The organism is Desulfoscipio sp. XC116, from assembly GCF_039851975.1.
Classification (GTDB): Bacteria; Bacillota; Desulfotomaculia; order Desulfotomaculales; family Desulfallaceae; genus Sporotomaculum.
Window position 1 is genome coordinate 3,100,103 of sequence record NZ_CP156660.1, and the last position, 16,427, is coordinate 3,116,529.

14 protein-coding genes and 2 pseudogenes are annotated in these 16,427 nt (G+C 47.7%); 6 read left to right on the forward strand and 10 right to left on the reverse strand.

The window, feature by feature from the left end:
• Positions 1–3: 3 nt before the first annotated feature.
• From ABDB91_RS14810 to ABDB91_RS14840, 7 genes are all read right to left on the reverse strand, one after another.
• On the reverse strand, positions 4–1,464 hold the full coding sequence (locus ABDB91_RS14810; protein WP_347488478.1) for a Ni/Fe hydrogenase subunit alpha: 1,461 nt from the start codon (positions 1,462–1,464) through the stop codon (positions 4–6).
• Between the two features lie 13 nt (positions 1,465–1,477).
• A complete protein-coding gene (locus ABDB91_RS14815) occupies positions 1,478–2,437 on the reverse strand; it encodes a F420-nonreducing hydrogenase (RefSeq protein ID WP_347488479.1) in 960 nt (319 codons plus the stop codon).
• Positions 2,430–2,858, reverse strand: a complete 429-nt coding sequence (locus ABDB91_RS14820; RefSeq protein ID WP_347488480.1) for a hydrogenase iron-sulfur subunit — start codon at positions 2,856–2,858, stop codon at positions 2,430–2,432. The genes ABDB91_RS14815 and ABDB91_RS14820 overlap by 8 nt, the downstream gene beginning before the upstream one ends.
• Positions 2,845–3,744, reverse strand: coding sequence for a CoB--CoM heterodisulfide reductase iron-sulfur subunit B family protein (locus tag ABDB91_RS14825; protein ID WP_347488481.1), 900 nt, complete (start codon positions 3,742–3,744; stop codon positions 2,845–2,847). Before ABDB91_RS14825 ends, ABDB91_RS14820 begins: the two co-directional genes overlap by 14 nt.
• Positions 3,745–3,747: 3 nt before the next feature.
• Positions 3,748–4,317: a 4Fe-4S dicluster domain-containing protein gene (locus ABDB91_RS14830; RefSeq protein WP_347488482.1), complete on the reverse strand. Its 570-nt coding sequence runs from the start codon at positions 4,315–4,317 to the stop codon at positions 3,748–3,750.
• A complete protein-coding gene (locus tag ABDB91_RS14835; RefSeq protein ID WP_347488483.1) occupies positions 4,310–6,343 on the reverse strand; it encodes a CoB--CoM heterodisulfide reductase iron-sulfur subunit A family protein in 2,034 nt (677 codons plus the stop codon). The genes ABDB91_RS14830 and ABDB91_RS14835 overlap by 8 nt, the downstream gene beginning before the upstream one ends.
• A 333-nt stretch (positions 6,344–6,676) precedes the next feature.
• On the reverse strand, positions 6,677–8,866 hold the full coding sequence (locus tag ABDB91_RS14840; RefSeq protein WP_347488484.1) for a sigma 54-interacting transcriptional regulator: 2,190 nt from the start codon (positions 8,864–8,866) through the stop codon (positions 6,677–6,679).
• A 568-nt stretch (positions 8,867–9,434) separates the two neighbouring features.
• Here ABDB91_RS14840 and ABDB91_RS14845 point away from each other — a divergent pair.
• Positions 9,435–10,892 carry an aspartate ammonia-lyase gene (locus ABDB91_RS14845; protein ID WP_347488485.1) on the forward strand — a complete coding sequence of 486 codons (1,458 nt, stop codon included), beginning with the start codon at positions 9,435–9,437 and terminating at the stop codon, positions 10,890–10,892.
• Positions 10,885–12,099, forward strand: coding sequence for a [FeFe] hydrogenase H-cluster maturation GTPase HydF (gene hydF, locus ABDB91_RS14850; RefSeq protein WP_347488486.1), 1,215 nt, complete (start codon positions 10,885–10,887; stop codon positions 12,097–12,099). The genes ABDB91_RS14845 and hydF overlap by 8 nt, the downstream gene beginning before the upstream one ends.
• 274 nt (positions 12,100–12,373) lie before the next feature.
• Here the strand turns inward: hydF and ABDB91_RS14855 are convergent, their stop codons facing one another.
• The 3 genes and pseudogenes from ABDB91_RS14855 to ABDB91_RS14865 all read right to left on the reverse strand — a co-directional run bounded on the left by ABDB91_RS14855 (position 12,374) and on the right by ABDB91_RS14865 (position 14,148).
• On the reverse strand, positions 12,374–13,054 hold the full coding sequence (locus ABDB91_RS14855) for a hypothetical protein (RefSeq protein ID WP_347488487.1): 681 nt from the start codon (positions 13,052–13,054) through the stop codon (positions 12,374–12,376).
• 272 nt (positions 13,055–13,326) lie between these two features.
• Positions 13,327–13,686 (reverse strand): annotated as a pseudogene (locus ABDB91_RS14860) (DUF4288 domain-containing protein); the annotation flags it as partial.
• Positions 13,687–13,704: 18 nt separating this feature from the next.
• Positions 13,705–14,148, reverse strand: a complete 444-nt coding sequence (locus ABDB91_RS14865) for a sigma-70 family RNA polymerase sigma factor (protein ID WP_347488488.1) — start codon at positions 14,146–14,148, stop codon at positions 13,705–13,707.
• A 318-nt stretch (positions 14,149–14,466) separates the two neighbouring features.
• On the opposite strand from ABDB91_RS14865, the gene ABDB91_RS14870 reads away from it, so the two are divergent.
• From ABDB91_RS14870 to ABDB91_RS14885, 4 genes and pseudogenes are all read left to right on the forward strand, one after another.
• The gene (locus ABDB91_RS14870; protein WP_347488489.1) at positions 14,467–14,787 is read left to right on the forward strand and encodes a PadR family transcriptional regulator; all 321 of its coding nucleotides are present in this window, start codon (positions 14,467–14,469) and stop codon (positions 14,785–14,787) included.
• Positions 14,788–14,822: 35 nt separating this feature from the next.
• On the forward strand, positions 14,823–15,365 hold the full coding sequence (locus tag ABDB91_RS14875; protein WP_347491619.1) for a DUF2812 domain-containing protein: 543 nt from the start codon (positions 14,823–14,825) through the stop codon (positions 15,363–15,365).
• A gap of 24 nt (positions 15,366–15,389) precedes the next feature.
• A complete protein-coding gene (locus ABDB91_RS14880; protein ID WP_347488490.1) occupies positions 15,390–15,713 on the forward strand; it encodes a hypothetical protein in 324 nt (107 codons plus the stop codon).
• Positions 15,714–15,783: 70 nt separating this feature from the next.
• A pseudogene (locus ABDB91_RS14885) lies at positions 15,784–16,047 on the forward strand (transposase); the annotation flags it as partial.
• Positions 16,048–16,427: the final 380 nt, after the last annotated feature.

Here is a 16,427-nt window from a genome sequence, read left to right on the forward strand (position 1 = left end):
CTTTTAAAAGTTTTGCATAGTTTCATAGATTTTGCCCTGAGCGTCATAAATATTAATTTGCAGCGGCGACCTGCCGGGCAACGCATGGGTGGCGCAGGCCAGGCAAAGATCGTAGGGACGATAGGCCATCTCCACCATATTCAATATACCCTCGTCCACCTTGCCGTCTTTGATGAAATGATCTGCGGCCCTGCGGATCGCCACATTAATGGGGCCCTTATTGTGGGTGGTGGCCACGATAAGATTGCAGTCCTCCACAATACCCCGGCTGTCTGTTTTATAGTGATGGATTAACAATCCCCGCACAGCTTCGATAATGCCGACACCTTCTCCTACCGCCTCACCCAGCGGAGTGCGAATGTCCGGTGCGGTAATGCTCTCATCCTCAGCCAGCTGCCGCACTTTTTCCGCGGCATTTAACAATTCCACCGCCCTAGCCCAGTGATACACCATTATATTATGCACCGGCCCCGGAGGCAGCGTCTCTTTCATTTTTTCGTAAGCTTCCTGAGCCAGAGGCGTATCAAAGCCACTGCCTATATTATACCTGGCCAACGGCCCTACGCAGTACAGGGAAGTATTGTCACCGTCGGCAATATCCTGCCAGCCGGCTTTTTTTAAATAGGGCATTTTTTGATAGCTCCAGGGCAATACCCTTTCCGCAATATAATCCAGGTATTCTTTACCCTGAAAACGCCCTATTTCCTTCCCGGCCGGGTCGACTATTTTATGGATGCCGTCGTAGTATTGCAATTTATCCTGTTCATCCACCGTACCCACATAATTGCAAACCACTTTATACATATCACCCAGGACGAGTTCCATAAACTGCTTGTTCTTAAGCACTACATCTTCAAACACTTGCAGAGTCATTTGCCCCAATTCCACCAGATCCCGGGACAGCTCCAAAATCTCCTGCCGTTCTTCCTCCGATATTCTTTTGGACCAACCGCCGGGAACCGCGGCCACGGCATGCAGGGGACGGCCGCCCAGTATCTCCATAATCCTCACGGCGCTGCGGCGTTTTTTCAACACGGCACGACCGGTCTGTTCTCCTACAATTTCAATTAAACCGATTAAATTACGCACCGCGGGGCTGGCCGTGGGGCCGACTACGAAATCAGGAAAGCCCAGCGCGTATAAAATGGCACAGTGGTCTTCCACATAGTGAGCGTTTAAAAACAGCTCTCTTATTTTTCTGGCTGTCGGCGTGGGCGCAACATTATAAACAGCATCCGCGGCCTTTACCGAAGCGGTATAGTGTACCCCCCGGCAAACACCACAGATAGTGGAAACAGTGCGGGGCACCTCTTCAATGGGCATGCCTCTCAAAAAGCGCTCGTAGCCCCTGAGCTCGACGGTCTGAAAAAAAGCATTATCCACGTTGCCTTCATCATTCAGAAAGATACTTATTTTACCGTGTCCCTCAAGCCTTGTCATTGGATTTATTTCAATTCGCTTCAATTTATTCCACCCCTTACTTCAGCTTTCCGCCCAGAATGGACGAAGGCAAAGAATAACGGTAAAACAGTTTGGCCGGACAGTCAATCTTATCAACCAATTTTTCATCGGTCATAGACGCGGCAATAGCGCTTACAGCCCGCAAGCCGAAATCCTTCACTCCCGGAATGGGGCCGCCGCAGCCGCGGCAGGGCATATTGACATTGGGGCACTGGGCGTTACAGTCACCCTGGGTTACCGGCCCCAGGCAGATATAGCCCTCCTGCAGCAGGCACTTATCCTGCTCGGGCTCACCGTCCGTCACCCTCTTAATGTCCTGGATCAATTCCCTTTCCTTGCCTTGCAGGGCGGGGTTGCGCTTACAAACATCACATACCGCCTTGCCCCCGGTCAGCCAGGAGCCCCGGGGCGGCAGTTTGCCTTCCAGCACCGCCGTCAGCGCGGCGCCGATAAAGGAATGGTGCGGCGGACAGCCCCCGGTAAGATAATCCACGTCCACCACCGAGGCAACAGAGCGTACTTTTTCATAGAAATCAGGCAGGGTCAGCTCATATTTGCCGTCTACAAGGCAGTTTGTCCGCGGAACAACTCCTTCCGGATTATCGGTACTAAATGTATCAAAGTAAGCGGTATCAAATATTTCTTTTTTGCTGTGCATATTGGCCATCCCCGGAATGCCGCCCATAGAGGCGCAAATACCCAGGGCAATCAATGTTTTGCATTTGCGGCGCATTACTTTAACCATGTGTTCCTGCTCGCTGAGCCTGACCATACCGGCTACCAGTCCCACATCAATACTGCCGTCGGGCATAGCCTCGAGGTCCTTATATTTAACGTCCGCCACTGTGGGCGCCCAGAATACTATTTCCAATTGAGGCAGTACATCCAATAAAGTTTCGGAAAGGTCCACCACTGCCATATCACAGCCGGCACAGCCGCCGGCCAGCAGATAAGCTAATTTTACCTTTTCAGGCATTTCCATTCCTCCCCCTGGGGTTGGGGCCCAACTTCCGGATGACAGCGTCAAAGTCATTCATCACCTCGGCAAAACGTTTGCCCTCGGACCCGGATATCCATTCCAGCCTGACCCTCTCAGGTTCAACCCCCATATCTTCCAGCAATTTATGCAGTAAATTGAAGCGCCGCAGTGCTTTATAGTTACCTTCTTTGTAATGGCAGTCACCGGGGTGGCACCCGCCGACCAGTACTCCGTCGGCGCCTTTATTTAAAGCCTCCACGATATACTCCGCCTCAAGGGCGCCACTGCAGGGCACCCGAATGATGTTAATGCTGCTGGGGTATTTATACCTGAGACTGCCGGCCAAATCAGCGCCCTGATAGGTGCACCAGTTACAAGCAAAAACTATAATATTGGGCTTCCAATCAGACATTGCCATCCCCCCGGATCTTATTTATTACCGCGCCGACATCGTTTTTAGCCAGCCCGGCCACCTTTTGCGGCTCCGCGCCCAGGCAAAGGGCCAGCAGCTGCATATAATGCAGCACCGGTATGGTGAAATTAATCTTTTTGTCTTTATTCAGCGGCAGCTGAGCGGTATCCATTTGAATCAAACAGGAACTGCAGCCGGTAACGATCAAATCCGGATCAGCTTCTTCCTTGATGGAGTTAAGCTTCACGGTTAGAAGATCAAAGGATTTGCCCATATCCGCGCTTCTCATGCCCCCCATGCCGCAGCAGTCGGTAAGCCGGCTGTAGTCAACCACCTCGGCGCCCAGGGCCCGGCACATATCCCCCAGCATATGGGGGTGAAAGCTGTCTTCCTCACGGTCCGGATATATTTCACTGGGCCAAAGGCTGTGACAGCCGGGCTGCAGGGCAACTTTCAATCCTGCCAGGCTATATTTGAGGGATTGTTTAATTTTATCCAGCCCTATATTTTGACAGAGATAGCCCACCGACTGATAGACATCGGCAGTGCCCCGGTAATTTCTGCCCGAACCTTTTAATATAGCGTTAACTTTTTCTTTCAGAGACGGGTCGTTTTGCAGTTTGTGCCTGACTTCTCCCAACGAGCCGTAGCAACTGCCGCAAACCGTAACAATATCCAGGTCTTTCTCCTCCGCCAGACACAGATTCCGGGCGCTTACAGCACTCCAGCCCGCCAAATCCACCGACGGCATGGTACCCCAGGAAGGACAGCAGGACTGGCCTTCCAGATCATCTAATTCCACTCCCAGCAAAGGGAAGGAAAAACGCACCGCCTGCTCTAGATCAGGGCGGTTAAACGCAGTATTGCAGCCGATAAAAAATCCTACTTTCATCCACTACACCTCACTAGCATCAGCCATTCCATTGCCCTGCATAGGGAATAATCCGATTTCCCTCAGGTCGGTCTGGTCCAAAATGGCCTGTATTTCTTTAAGTGCTTCCGGAGAAGCCAATACGGTGGGGGGAGTTTCCGGCAGGCCCACCTTTAGCCTGGTTTGCCCGGCATCTCTTAGATACACCGCGTGTCCCACATCATAAAGAGATTTCAAACCTTCGATAGACAAGGTCGGTATGGCTAATTCCCGCACCGCTACCCGGCGCATGGCCAAGATTATCTCAAAGGGTCTGACGTCCCTGGGGCAGATTTCCGTACAGCGATTGCAAGACTGGCAGGCCCAGATGGAGGAATCGTCCAGGAGTATATCCCTGGCTCCAAAAAAGATAGCCTGAATCAACTTCTTGTTAAAGATAGGAAAACCGGCCAAAGCCATGGGACATACCGATGCGCACTTGCCGCACTGAATGCATTCAAGCAGTTCCTCGCCGCCCATTTCTTTAATTTCCGCTATAAATCCGGGGTCACCGGCAGACAGATCATAGACTATCTCAGCAGATCCATTAATCAATTGTTCCACCTCCCGACCCATTGGTTAAAGCATCAATCTGAGCAAATATCTGATTGGCCGTAAATCCCTGCAGGGTAATGGCCAGAGAAGGGCACGCCGCAGCGCAGACGCCGCAGCCGGCACAAAGCGCTATATCAATGCGGGCCCGCACCTTGCCGCCGACCTCCTCCCGGCTGATCGCCGAATACGGGCAAAGGGGTACGCAAATACCGCACCCGCTGCATTTTTCCCGGTCAACGGATGAACTGAAGGGCTCCACCGATACCCTGCCGGAGGTCAAGGGCACGGCTGCCGCGGAAGAGGCCGCCCTGGCCTGGGAAACCGATTCCGGAATATCCTTGGGCCCCTGGGCACAGCCGGCAATGTAAATACCCTTTACCGATGTCTCCACGGGATACAGCTTGGTGTGCATTTCCTTCAGGAATCCTTCCGTACCGCAGGTAATGCCCAGCCTTCTGCCCAGATCTTCCATGCCGGCCGAAGGCTCGACGGCCGTGGCCAAAGCCACTAAATCGGTGTCCAGGGCTACCGGGGTATCCATGTCCACGTCATAGGCCCTGACCCGCAAGCGGTCACCGGGCAATTGGTCCACTGCCCCCACCCGGCCACGGATAATTTTAATGCCCAGTTCCCGGCAATAATTATAATATTCTTCAAAATCCTTACCCGGAGTTCTGACATCAATAAAGAAAATATACACCTCGGTATCCGGATATTTTTCTTTGATCAAACGGGCTTCCTTAAGCATATACATGCAGCAGACTTTGGAACAATAGACATGGTGTTTTTTGTCCCGGCTGCCGACGCAGGATATGAAAGCCACGGATTTGGGCCTTTGATCGTCCGAGGGACGGTGAAATTCCCCATCCGTGGGGCCGGTGGCCGAAAGAATCCGCTCCAGCTGCATGCAGGTAATTACATTGGGCGACTCGGGAGAATATTCTTTAAAAGGCTCTTTGGGCATGGTTTGATAACCGGCGGCAACAATAATGGTGCCAACCTTTATATTAACCAACTCGCCCTCCGGGTCATAAGCCCGGGTCCGGTCACAAGCGCCAGTTTTGCAAGCTTTTTCGCAGGGCGCCAGCATGGCTTCCCCGGTTTTGGGATGCACCCGGTGCTCTTTACCCAATTGCGAACCGGCACAGTTAAGGCAGTGCTCCGGATCCAGTACCGCTCTCTTGGGCACTGCCTGAGGAAAGGCTATATATATGGCCTTGCGATTATCCAATCCCTCATTAAAATCATTGGAGGCTTTGCCCAAACAGGCAGTGACGCAGTCACCGCAGCCGGTACATTTGCCCCAATCAACATAGGTTTGCTTTTTCCTTACGGTGATATTAAAATTACCGATGGAGCCGTTGACGGTCTCCACCTCCGAATAAGGCAGCAGCTCAATATTGGGGTGGTTGGCCACCTGCACCATTATCGGTGTAAGGATACAAGCGGAGCAGTCGTTGGTGGGAAAAGTTTTGTCCAGTTTGGCCATATTCCCCCCTACCGAAGGGTTGCGGTCCAGCAGCCAAACCTTATAGCCCATGCCGGCCAGATCAAGCGCGGCAAAGATGCCGCTGACACCGGCCCCCACCACTAATGTGGATTTGTCCACCTCTACATATCTTTGTTCCAGCGGCTGCAGCAAATTGGCCTTGGCCACCGCACTGGCAACCAGCTTTTGGGCCTTTTGGGTGGCTCCTTCTTTATCTCCCCAGTGCGCCCAGCTGTCCTGGTCCCGGATATTGGCCATCTCCAAGAGATACGGATTTAGACCGGCATCCTCCACAGCTTTCCTGAAAATAGGCTCGTGGGTCCGGGGCGTACAGGCGGCCACCACCACCCGGTCAACCATGCCCGCCTCAATATCCTTGCGAATCAATTCCTGACCGGGGTCCGAGCACATAAAAAGATATTCCCTGGCCACAACAACATCAGGTAATGTTGCGGCAAAGCCAACCACTTGACCAACGTCCACCGACCCGGCTATATTTTCGCCGCAGTGACAGACGTAAACACCTATTCTTGACACTATCTTTCCTCCTTGTCCTCAAAAGCATTTTTTTGAGCTATTTTCCCATTCACAAACCATCATGGGGACAACAATACATGTTACTACCTCGCTTTCTGTGACGCAAGAACTAACATTTGCCAAATCATGTTATATAATGGTATTTTTCTGAATTTTATGATTTCTCACTTAAGACACGCAAAAGAAATGCCAGTCTAAAAGACCGGCATTGGCAGCATTGCTATTCCAAATTATATACACTCCGCATGAGAAACCCGCTGTACAGCTAACATTTGCGGTATTCCAAATTATATACACGTCCAAAATTTAGACAGTTAATTCGGAATGCTCTGATTAATGAATGTTGTATTCCTTTAATTTCAGGTAAAAGGTGGCCCTTGGCATACCAAGTATACTGGCTGCGTCCACCTTGTTATTGTTGGTTTCCTTAAGAGCCTTGAGAATAAGATTCCTTTCCAAATTCTTTACCGCCTTTTTCATCGGCGTTAATCGAATGACCTTACGATCACCGTCTAATTGCCGGATATAATCGGGAAGATGCTGAACCTGGATGATACTTTCTTCAGCGGTATAAAATGCCCGTTCAATAACATTCTTCAATTCCCTGACATTACCGGGCCATTCATAGGCGGCCAAAAGAGCGAGCGCCTCACTTGAAATCAGTTTCACGGACGACTTTTTTTCCGCAGCCAATTTCCTTAAAAAATATTCGGCCAACGGAGGAATATCCTCTTTCCTGTGCACCAGCGCGGGAACTGTAACCGATATTACATTCAGCCGGTAAAACAGGTCGCTTCTGAATTTACCTTCTTCAATAAGTCTATTAAGGTCCTGATTGGTGGCCGCTATAATCCTGGCGGTCAGCCTGATGGCGGTGGTCCCCCCCACCCGCTCGAATTCCCTTTCCTGCAGCACCCGCAGGAGCTTTGCCTGAGTACTTAAGGGCAGCTCGGCTATCTCATCCAGCAGCAGGGTACCCCCCCGGGCCTGATCGAACTTACCTGGCTTGCCGCCCTTGCGGGCTCCGGTAAAAGCCCCTTCCTCATAACCGAAAAGTTCCGATTCAATCAGTTGTTCCGGCAAGGCGGCGCAGTTGATGGCAATAAACGACTCCTGGCTTCGGGGGCTCATCATGTGCACAACACGTGCCAAAACCTCCTTGCCCGCGCCGCTTTCGCCAAGTATCAAAAGCGTGGCGTCATTTTGCCCCAATTTAATGGCTGTTTGCCGCAGGCCCTGAATGTAAGGGCTGTCTCCTACAAGATAGTCCTTTATTTCATCGCTCATCTTCAAGCGCTTTTTGTAATACTCCAACTCACCCCGGGATTGTTCCAATAGGTACGGAAGGCACATTTCTATCTCCGCCAGTCCCTGGCAAACCGCAACGGCCTTGTCCCGGCAGGAATTATACCCGCAAGCCCCGCAATTCAATTCATCTTCCGGCTTATTTTTATTGGTGTATTTTAAAACCTTTACAATATCTTCTTCGCTGGGGGTTAGCAAAGGTTGATATCTATTGGAGAAGGAGCGCTCCAATTGCAGTTTGGGAAGCCGCCCGAGGCTCTCTTTTTTTCTGGACCGGGAATACTGGTAAATCTGGTATTGCCTATTAAAAATGTCCAGCTCACTGTCTATTTCGGGACCGTCTATACAACCGCCCTTACAGAACAGCATGTCTATCAGGCGGTGTTTAATATGTCCCTCCTGCAGTTTTTGCAGAAACTGAACACACTCTTCCTTTCCTTCCACCACCGCCACCTCATCTTCCCGGTAAATGTTGCCCTTGGGATCGACATTTTTAATCAGCCCGCCGGACAGCGGAAAAGTGGACGGCAAATAGCTTTTATCAAGGGATGAGACGGGAGCGGTATCTTTGGTCTCCCACTTGTCCTTGAGCATTTCTTTTAATTCCTTGAAGGTCAGCACGGCATCTATAATGCCTTCCGGGGCATCAAGCACTTCTTCCTTTTTGGCTATACAGGGTCCGATAAAGACCAACCGGCTGTTTTTTTTGCGATGGCGAAGCAGCTTGGCTGTGGCCATCAGTGCAGAGTCGATAGGAATCAGATACTGTATCAGGTCCGGAAAATGTTTTTCAATCAGATTCACCACTGCCGCACAGTGGGAACCGATAGCCGGCTCTTTTCTGCCGACCAGATATTCCCTGTATTTGGGCATAGTCAACTCAACCCCGATGGTTAACTCATGCACTTCACTAAAGCCGGCTTCCCGCAGCAAATTAAAGAAATCTCCGGGATCAAGGGGATATATTGAGGCCGGAAAGGACGGAGCCAGAAGAGCGATGGCTCTGCCTTCCTTTAGATAGTCCTTTACCTGGGGAACAAAGGTAACCACTTCTTTGGCATTTTGCGAGCACGCCTTGATACAGCTTCCGCAGCTGATGCACCGCTCCGGAACAATCATCGACTGCCCTACCTCAACTTTAATGGCCTTCACCGGGCATTGGCGCACACATGAATAACAGGCTTTACACCTGTCTTTAATAGTAGATACAACCGACACCTCACCCACACCTCCATATAGAAAAGGATGTCCTTATATAGTTAACATCTGAATTAATTAGTTAAAGCAAACCGTATAACAGCCAATGCAAAGTGCTGTTTACTAGCCTATAATACCACAAAACCCATGGGTATTATATAAATAGTCAGAATTTTGTAATTACCAAATTTCATAAAAGACCTCCATGCCGCTTGTGCGGCATCGGCAGAGGGTGAAAATATAGTCAGTTTGTCATTGTTATGAATACAATTTAAAGTTCGAAAAGTCCGCACGAGATTCTCTCTTGCTCTGGTGCCGGGTGTAAAATGTTGAAAATCTAAGATTTTCAACATTTTACACCCGGCACCAGAAGCACGCCTTTTCGCACACACACTTAAAAATAAATAAAATGGCAGACAATACCTGTCCTTACAAAGAAAAGGTCTCTATAATAGAAGCATAGGCAAACCTTGTCCAAATAATTAGGATAAAGACATTTACCATACATGTCAAGGCTGCCGCCAAATCCACCTGTTATCGTTATCGCATGGACCGTTGACGGAAATACTGATGAAAAAGGACGTTGCCAATGACAGATTTTCGGCTGGAAAAAGATTTACTGGGCGAATTGCCGGTGCCCGCGCGGGCTTATTACGGCATACATACTATGCGAGCTTTTAAAAATTTTAACGTTAGCGGTTATAATGTCCACCCCCGACTGGTGCAGGCGCTGGCCGAAGTAAAATGGGCCGCCGCTCGCGCCAACCACCGAAGCGGCCTGCTTTCGGCAGACATTGCGAAAGCTATTGGCAGCGCCGCCGGAGAAGTGGCCGGGGGTAAACTGGCGGATCAATTCATCGTGAACGCTTTTCAGGGCGGGGCCGGGACATCCACGAATATGAACATGAACGAAGTCCTGGCCAACCGGGCCATCGAACTGCTGGGCGGTCAAATAGGCGATTATGAGTTAGTCCACCCGATCAATCACGTTAATCTTTCGCAATCCACCAATGACACTTACCCTACCGCTCTCCGCGTCGCCGCCATCCGGCTGGTGCTGGACCTGAGCGAAGCCATGGCCGAACTGCAGACGGCCCTGCAGAAAAAAGAGGCGCAGTTCGCCGGAGTACTCAAGCTGGGGCGCACCGAATTACAGGATGCTTTACCGGTAACGCTGGGGCAGGAATTCAGCGCTTATGCCGAGGCCGTGGCCCGGGACAGATGGCGGCTGTATAAGGTGGAAGAACGCCTGCGGCAGGTAAATCTGGGCGGAACAGCTGTCGGTACGGGACTGAACGCCCCCAGAAAATATATTTATCATGTAGTGGAGGAACTGCGCCAGATAACCGGCATGGGCCTGGCCAGGGCCGAGAACATGATTGACCTGACGCAAAATGCCGATGTCTTTGCCGAAGTATCGGGGCTGGTGAAAGCAGCGGCAGTAAACCTTACTAAAATCGCCGGCGACCTGATGCTTTTATCGTCCGGCCCGGCCGGAGGACCTGCGGAAATCAATTTGCCCCCGCTGCAGGCAGGCTCTTCCATTATGCCCGGCAAAGTAAACCCGGTTATTCCTGAAATGGTAAGCCAGGTGGCCTGGCAGACCATGGGGGCCGACCAGGTAATCTGCCAAGCCTGTGGAGCCGGACGGCTGGAGCTGAACTCTTTTTTGCCGCTGGTGGCGCATAACCTTTTACCCACCCTGGAGATGCTGGCCAAAACAGCCAGGATTTTCGCCTATGACTGCATAGCCGGCATCAGTGCCAACGAGCAGCGCTGCCTGCGCTGGCTGGACGAAAGCTTAACTATGGTGACAGCGCTGGTTCCTTACATCGGTTATGAACAAGCCACAGAACTGGCCCGGCGAGCACATAAAGAGAAAAAAACCTTAAAAGAACTGGTCATGGAAACAGGCCTTTTTTCCGAGGATGAATGGCAGGATATATTCAAACCGCGCGAGCTGACCCGGCCCGGCATTGCCGGAGCACGCAAACTGGAGGGCCGGCTGGAAATAAAAGATCGGAGGGAAATGAAAACCAATGAATGAAACACCTCGCAGCGGCAGGCTGCATATTGCCCTGTTCGGCAGGCGGAACGCTGGAAAATCAAGCTTGATCAACGCCCTGACCAGTCAGGAACTGGCCATTGTCTCTCCGGTTGCCGGAACCACCACCGACCCGGTATATAAGTCCATGGAAATACTGCCCATCGGTCCGGTGGTCTTAATTGACACCGCCGGGCTTGACGATGAGGGTGAACTGGGTGCCAAGCGGGTCGCCAAAAGCATGGCGGTGCTCGCTAAAACCGATCTGGCCCTGCTGGTAATAGATCCGGAGCAGGGAGTCAACCAAACCGAGCTAGAGCTGGTTGAAACAATCAAACAAAAAAAGCTGCCGGTAATCGGCGTGATTAATAAAACCGATCTCTACGAAGTAAATACCGATTTTTCCGAGCAGCTGGCCGGTATTCCCACCGTTAAAGTAAGCGCCCGCACCGGGCGCGGCTTAACCGAGCTGAAACAGATGATGGTACAGCTGGCTCCGAAAGACTGGACAGCGCCCACTATTGCCGGAGACCTGGTACCGCCGGGGGAAGTGGCAGTGCTGGTTTGTCCCATCGACCTGGCGGCTCCCAAAGGACGGCTGATACTGCCCCAGGTGCAGACAATCAGGGATATGCTGGACCACGACTGTTTGACCATGGTAGTGAAGGAAAGAGAACTAAAAGCCGCCTTAAACAAGCTAAAAAAGCCCCCGGCGCTGGTAATTACGGATTCGCAAGTTTTTTCAAAAGTGGATGCAGACACACCACCCGGCGTGCCCATGACCTCCTTTTCCATCCTGTTCGCCCGCTACCAGGGGGATCTGGCTACCCTGGTTTCCGGCGCGCTGGCCGTGGAAGACCTGGAACCGGGGGATAAAGTTTTAATTGCCGAGGCCTGCACCCACCACCGGGTAGCCGATGATATAGGCACGGTCAAGATACCCCGCTGGCTGCGCCAGTCGGTGGGCGGCGAGCTTGATTTCCACTGGTCCAGCGGCATTGAGATGCCCTCCGACCTGGAAAGCTACAAACTGGTAGTCCACTGCGGCGCGTGCATGATCAACCGGCGGGAAATGTTATCCCGCATGATGACCGCCGGCGCCGCGGGAGTGCCCATTGTCAACTACGGGGTAATAATTGCTTATATGCTGGGCATTTTGCGCAGAGCCCTGGAACCTTTTCCCGATGTGCTGGCGCTGCTGGATAATTAAAACCCCCATGCCAAAATAAGCCACCGGCTATTTTCAGGCATCAATGCCCGGAAGCCGGTGGCTTTCGCTGTTATAAATCCGTCATACCTTGTTGCCTTCCTGCCAGTCCACAAGGTCGGCACCCCGAAAGGGTATTTCAGAGCTCTATAGCTAGCCTGCGTTTTCCTCTATCAACGCTTCACATGCAGGCTCGCGACCAGCCGCGCATGACTCGGTGTCATTGGTGTTGCTAATCTTTCACATGGGGCTCTTTCATCCCCCACTCTATGCCGGTTTATCCCGGCACTTTCGGACTGTCCCTTTTTGGTAGCTGTTGGGAATAGTATAGGTCAGGCCCAACAGCTAACCGAGCATGATTGGTTGTATCTTGCAATGTTAGTATAATATAAGCGGAATAATCTTTATTTAAATCGATTGTTAAGGGGACCTCAAATTCCACATCGCTTGTCCGTTTTTTAAAAATAAAACCAATCCAAGCATCTTTACTTGAATCTATTATTTGATATGAAGAATAGCCAATTGCATTACGAACCTGCGAAAGGTTTTTACTATTAATGCGAGCAATTGAATATGAAGTTTCGTTGTCATATTGAATTTCTATTTCTGCTTGTTCATCGAGGTATGCTGAGTCGATAATTAAATCGAGATAAATATAATCATCCTTATGATAGAGATTTTTTAATATGTAAATAACCTTACTTTTATCTTTACTACTTCTCATATCCAGTTTTTCATTTTGATTGCCAGAAACGATAAAACCCACATCATTCATATATTTATTAAAATCTTCAGATGTTAAATTAGAACGTTTTATGCCTATGGATTTTGATAATTCAAGTTCAGAACCATCTTTATTTCCAGCACTAGGATTTTCATTTTTAGTGTTATCTAATGATTCACAACCCACTGCCAATAAAAACAATAGTGATATTAATAAAGATAATAGTATCTTCATTATTTAACCCCCTTCCTAAAAAAAGATTAAGATATACATGACTATAAGAGGCTCAGCATAGGTACCCATTGGTGTTACTTCACTTGAAATATCGTAAAAACCGGGATATTCTTCTTCAGTTACAACAACAGGTGTCTGGGCACCATCAATGGTTTCAATATTAATTTTGACAGTAGAATCTGGATCTTTTTTCTATATGACGGGCAAGAGAAAGCCGTCCACTTTCCGTCATGAAATGTGACTGGCTGCATTTATATCGCACCCCTAATTGCTTATTTTGTGTCCAAGGCTTCAGGATAGTAGCGCATAATAATATCATTAATGTTATTATCTCTTTTAGCATGTATAAACCTTGAGTAGATTTCGGTTCCAGGTGCCAACTCCTTGTCATTAAGTTCAAATGAGTGTAATATGCTTACAGATTGCCATTTTACTAATTCGCCATAAACGTTAAAATATTCATGCTCTAATTTCTTAGCCAGGTCTTCCGCAATCTCATATGCCTGCTTCATTGTTATTGCTTTAACAAGAATAATACTTTCTTCAAAAAGCTTCTCGTTATCAGCATAGTGTTGTTGGTCATTTTCATTAGGAATTAGATTGCCGGAATGTATAGATTCAAATAATAATTTAACTGCGTACCAATTGACTTAAAGTTCTTGTAAATTGTATTCCATAAAAACACCTCTTTTACCAATTGCAATTGCTTTATTCAGCCCGGCTATGGATTTCGCTATTTTACCACAGGCATCCCTTGCGGCAATATCATCAAAAACCAGCTCGTTATATTCCGAGTATCCAATATAGTCCTCAAACGGCCTTGTTTGATTGCGGTGCCTTCGCAATAGGTCAAGTGAAATATTTCTAACTATGATAACTACAAATGCCCTTGTTTTTTGATCGTCAATTGTATCAATTCTTTCCAGATTATTAATTATTCTGATAAAAGCTTCAGATACGGCGTCCTCCGCAAGATGGGACTCATGTAAGATGCTGTTAGCTATGTAAAGCATGATTCCACGATAAAGCTTATAAATCTGGGTAACCTTATACCGGTCGTCTTCATTTTCAATTGTTGTTATTAGTGCGAACATAATCTTACCCCTGTAACCAAACAGAATATCTGCATTTATGTGTTCATTATACCGTAAATTTTACTTATTTTCGCCATGTCTTCAAGTTGCTGCAGGTCTGATCAATACAAGAGTATCGGTAAAATTTCGACGGGAAAAGATAGAATACTTCCATACCATGATGTTGACGCGGCCTCTAAAAATGACATTCTATCAGAACAAATTCAACATGACATTATCACAGAATAACTAGGGAATTCTATTTTTGGGCACTTGACAATTATATCGAGGTACGCTACTATTTTTATAGCGTACTTCGATACATAAAGAGGGGCTTTTATGGATAAGAGGATTCGAAGATTTTATGCTCCCATGACTGAAACAAGTTTTTATATTTTGTTTGCTTTGCAAGATGAAATGCACGGCTACAGTATTATGCAGTATGTAAAGGAACTCACGAACGGAGAAATTATTTTAGGAGCTGGAACAGTCTATACCAGCCTATCTAAAATGGAAAAGGATGGACTAATTACTTTGGTAAAGTCTGAAAACAAACGAAAAATATATAAGATTACAGGCTTGGGAAATGAAGTATTGGACTTTGAAATTAGACGAATTGAAAGATTATATAGAAATACACGGACGAGGGGGGAGCGGTAATAAACGAACATAAAACTATTAGGCGATATTTTGACATATCGGATTTCGAGGAAGAACAAGTATTTTTAACGTCTCGTCATGCCGATGGGTGGCGGCTGATTTCAATCAAAGGCAGCAAGTACACCTTCGAAAGATGTAAAAATGAAGCAGTTTCTTATCAAATAGACTTTAATCCAAATGAACACCAGAAGGAGGAATATATCCAATTTTTTACTGATTTCGGTTGGAAATTTATTTTGGAAAAAGACGGTAGATTTTATTTTTTGAAGTCAACAACATCTTGCAATGAAAATGAAAACAAACTATTTAGCGACAGAGAAACCAAAGCTGCCATGTATCAGAAGATTATAAAACACAATCGACAGCAGCTTATCCCGCTGTCGATTGTTACGATTTTGGTTTCGTGTGTTATGGGTTTGCTTTTGTTTAGATATCAGATTTTCCCATTGGCTATTACTGCATTTGTTTCGTTAGTATTGTTTAGCGGAATAATATTGACACTATACTCAAAAAAATATTTAACAAGTTTTTTTAAAATAAGAAATATAGCCAAAGAGGATTATATAACAAGTAAATAAACAGAAATTTGAAAGGAGAAAGTTATGTTTGAAGCTGGTTGGCTTAATTTAGGAAGTCTTGTACTTGGGCTGATTGCATGGATACTTCCTGTTATTAATCTCGTGCAGCACAATAAGACTGACCACAGGAACTGGGTTATCTTTTCCGTAGCAAGCCTCAGTGCCAGTGCCATCTCACTGTGTATGCAAATTTTCTATACCAATCATTTGGTAAAAATAGAAGATTGGTCAGCACTTATGGATACTTCCTCTGCTGTGGCATTCTTCGCCACATTACTTATTGTAGTTACAATTATACTTAATGCAATTACATTGGTTTTATATTATGAGAAAAAGTTAAAAGACTGATTCCAATTTGTCAATGAAATCATGAACATAATTTGAAGTTATTAAATGCCTAAACAGTTGTTTTAGGAAAGTAAAACAGATATACTAGGCGTTAACCCTGGAGGAAGCAGAAATGGACTTTGAAATATTCAAAGGGAATTGGATAAAAACAGCTTATTTCAAATACCCATACGAAATACGTAAGATAATTATACTACCAATATCATTGAGGGGTACCATCGCCAACTCTGGAAGGCAACCAAAACTAAAACTGCATATCCGACCGATGAAGTTCTAAAAAAAATCATTTACATGGCCACTGTTAGCAGCCAAGAAATGGACTATTCCGGTCAAAGGGCGCCGGGCAATAAACCGACCGGCAACCCTGACATGGAGCCTTTGATCCTGTGCTTTTGGGAGCCCACCGAAGAATCCGCGCTTTGCCTTGCCCTCCAACAAAATAAGGCTAACACAGGCCCCACTCCATATAAAGGGCTACCTGGTTAATTCTATTTAAGATAGTTTTAATCTATGAGGATAAACCATTGTCGAGTAGAAGTGCGCCTTTCTAACTTTAGGGGCAGGTTTGTTTTCACCGTTTCTCCCCGTTTCCTCTGGGAGTGTCACAATTTGCTCCTTGGTTAAATTGAACGCACAACCCTCACAGAACCGTGCTTGCGCTATTTACGCACACGGCTCCTCACTCGGAGTTTCGCACCTTTATGCCGACTACTG

Coding starts and splice junctions, on each gene's coding strand:
- ABDB91_RS14815 (WP_347488479.1), bottom strand. CDS start 2,437: ATGCCTGAAAAGGTAAAATTAGCTTATCTGCTGGCCGGCGGCTGTGCC.
- ABDB91_RS14820 (WP_347488480.1), bottom strand. CDS start 2,858: ATGGCAATGTCTGATTGGAAGCCCAATATTATAGTTTTTGCTTGTAAC.
- ABDB91_RS14825 (WP_347488481.1), bottom strand. CDS start 3,744: ATGAAAGTAGGATTTTTTATCGGCTGCAATACTGCGTTTAACCGCCCT.
- ABDB91_RS14845 (WP_347488485.1), top strand. CDS start 9,435: ATGACAGATTTTCGGCTGGAAAAAGATTTACTGGGCGAATTGCCGGTG.
- hydF (WP_347488486.1), top strand. CDS start 10,885: ATGAATGAAACACCTCGCAGCGGCAGGCTGCATATTGCCCTGTTCGGC.
- ABDB91_RS14855 (WP_347488487.1), bottom strand. CDS start 13,054: ATGAAGATACTATTATCTTTATTAATATCACTATTGTTTTTATTGGCA.
- ABDB91_RS14865 (WP_347488488.1), bottom strand. CDS start 14,148: ATGTTCGCACTAATAACAACAATTGAAAATGAAGACGACCGGTATAAG.
- ABDB91_RS14870 (WP_347488489.1), top strand. CDS start 14,467: ATGGATAAGAGGATTCGAAGATTTTATGCTCCCATGACTGAAACAAGT.
- ABDB91_RS14880 (WP_347488490.1), top strand. CDS start 15,390: ATGTTTGAAGCTGGTTGGCTTAATTTAGGAAGTCTTGTACTTGGGCTG.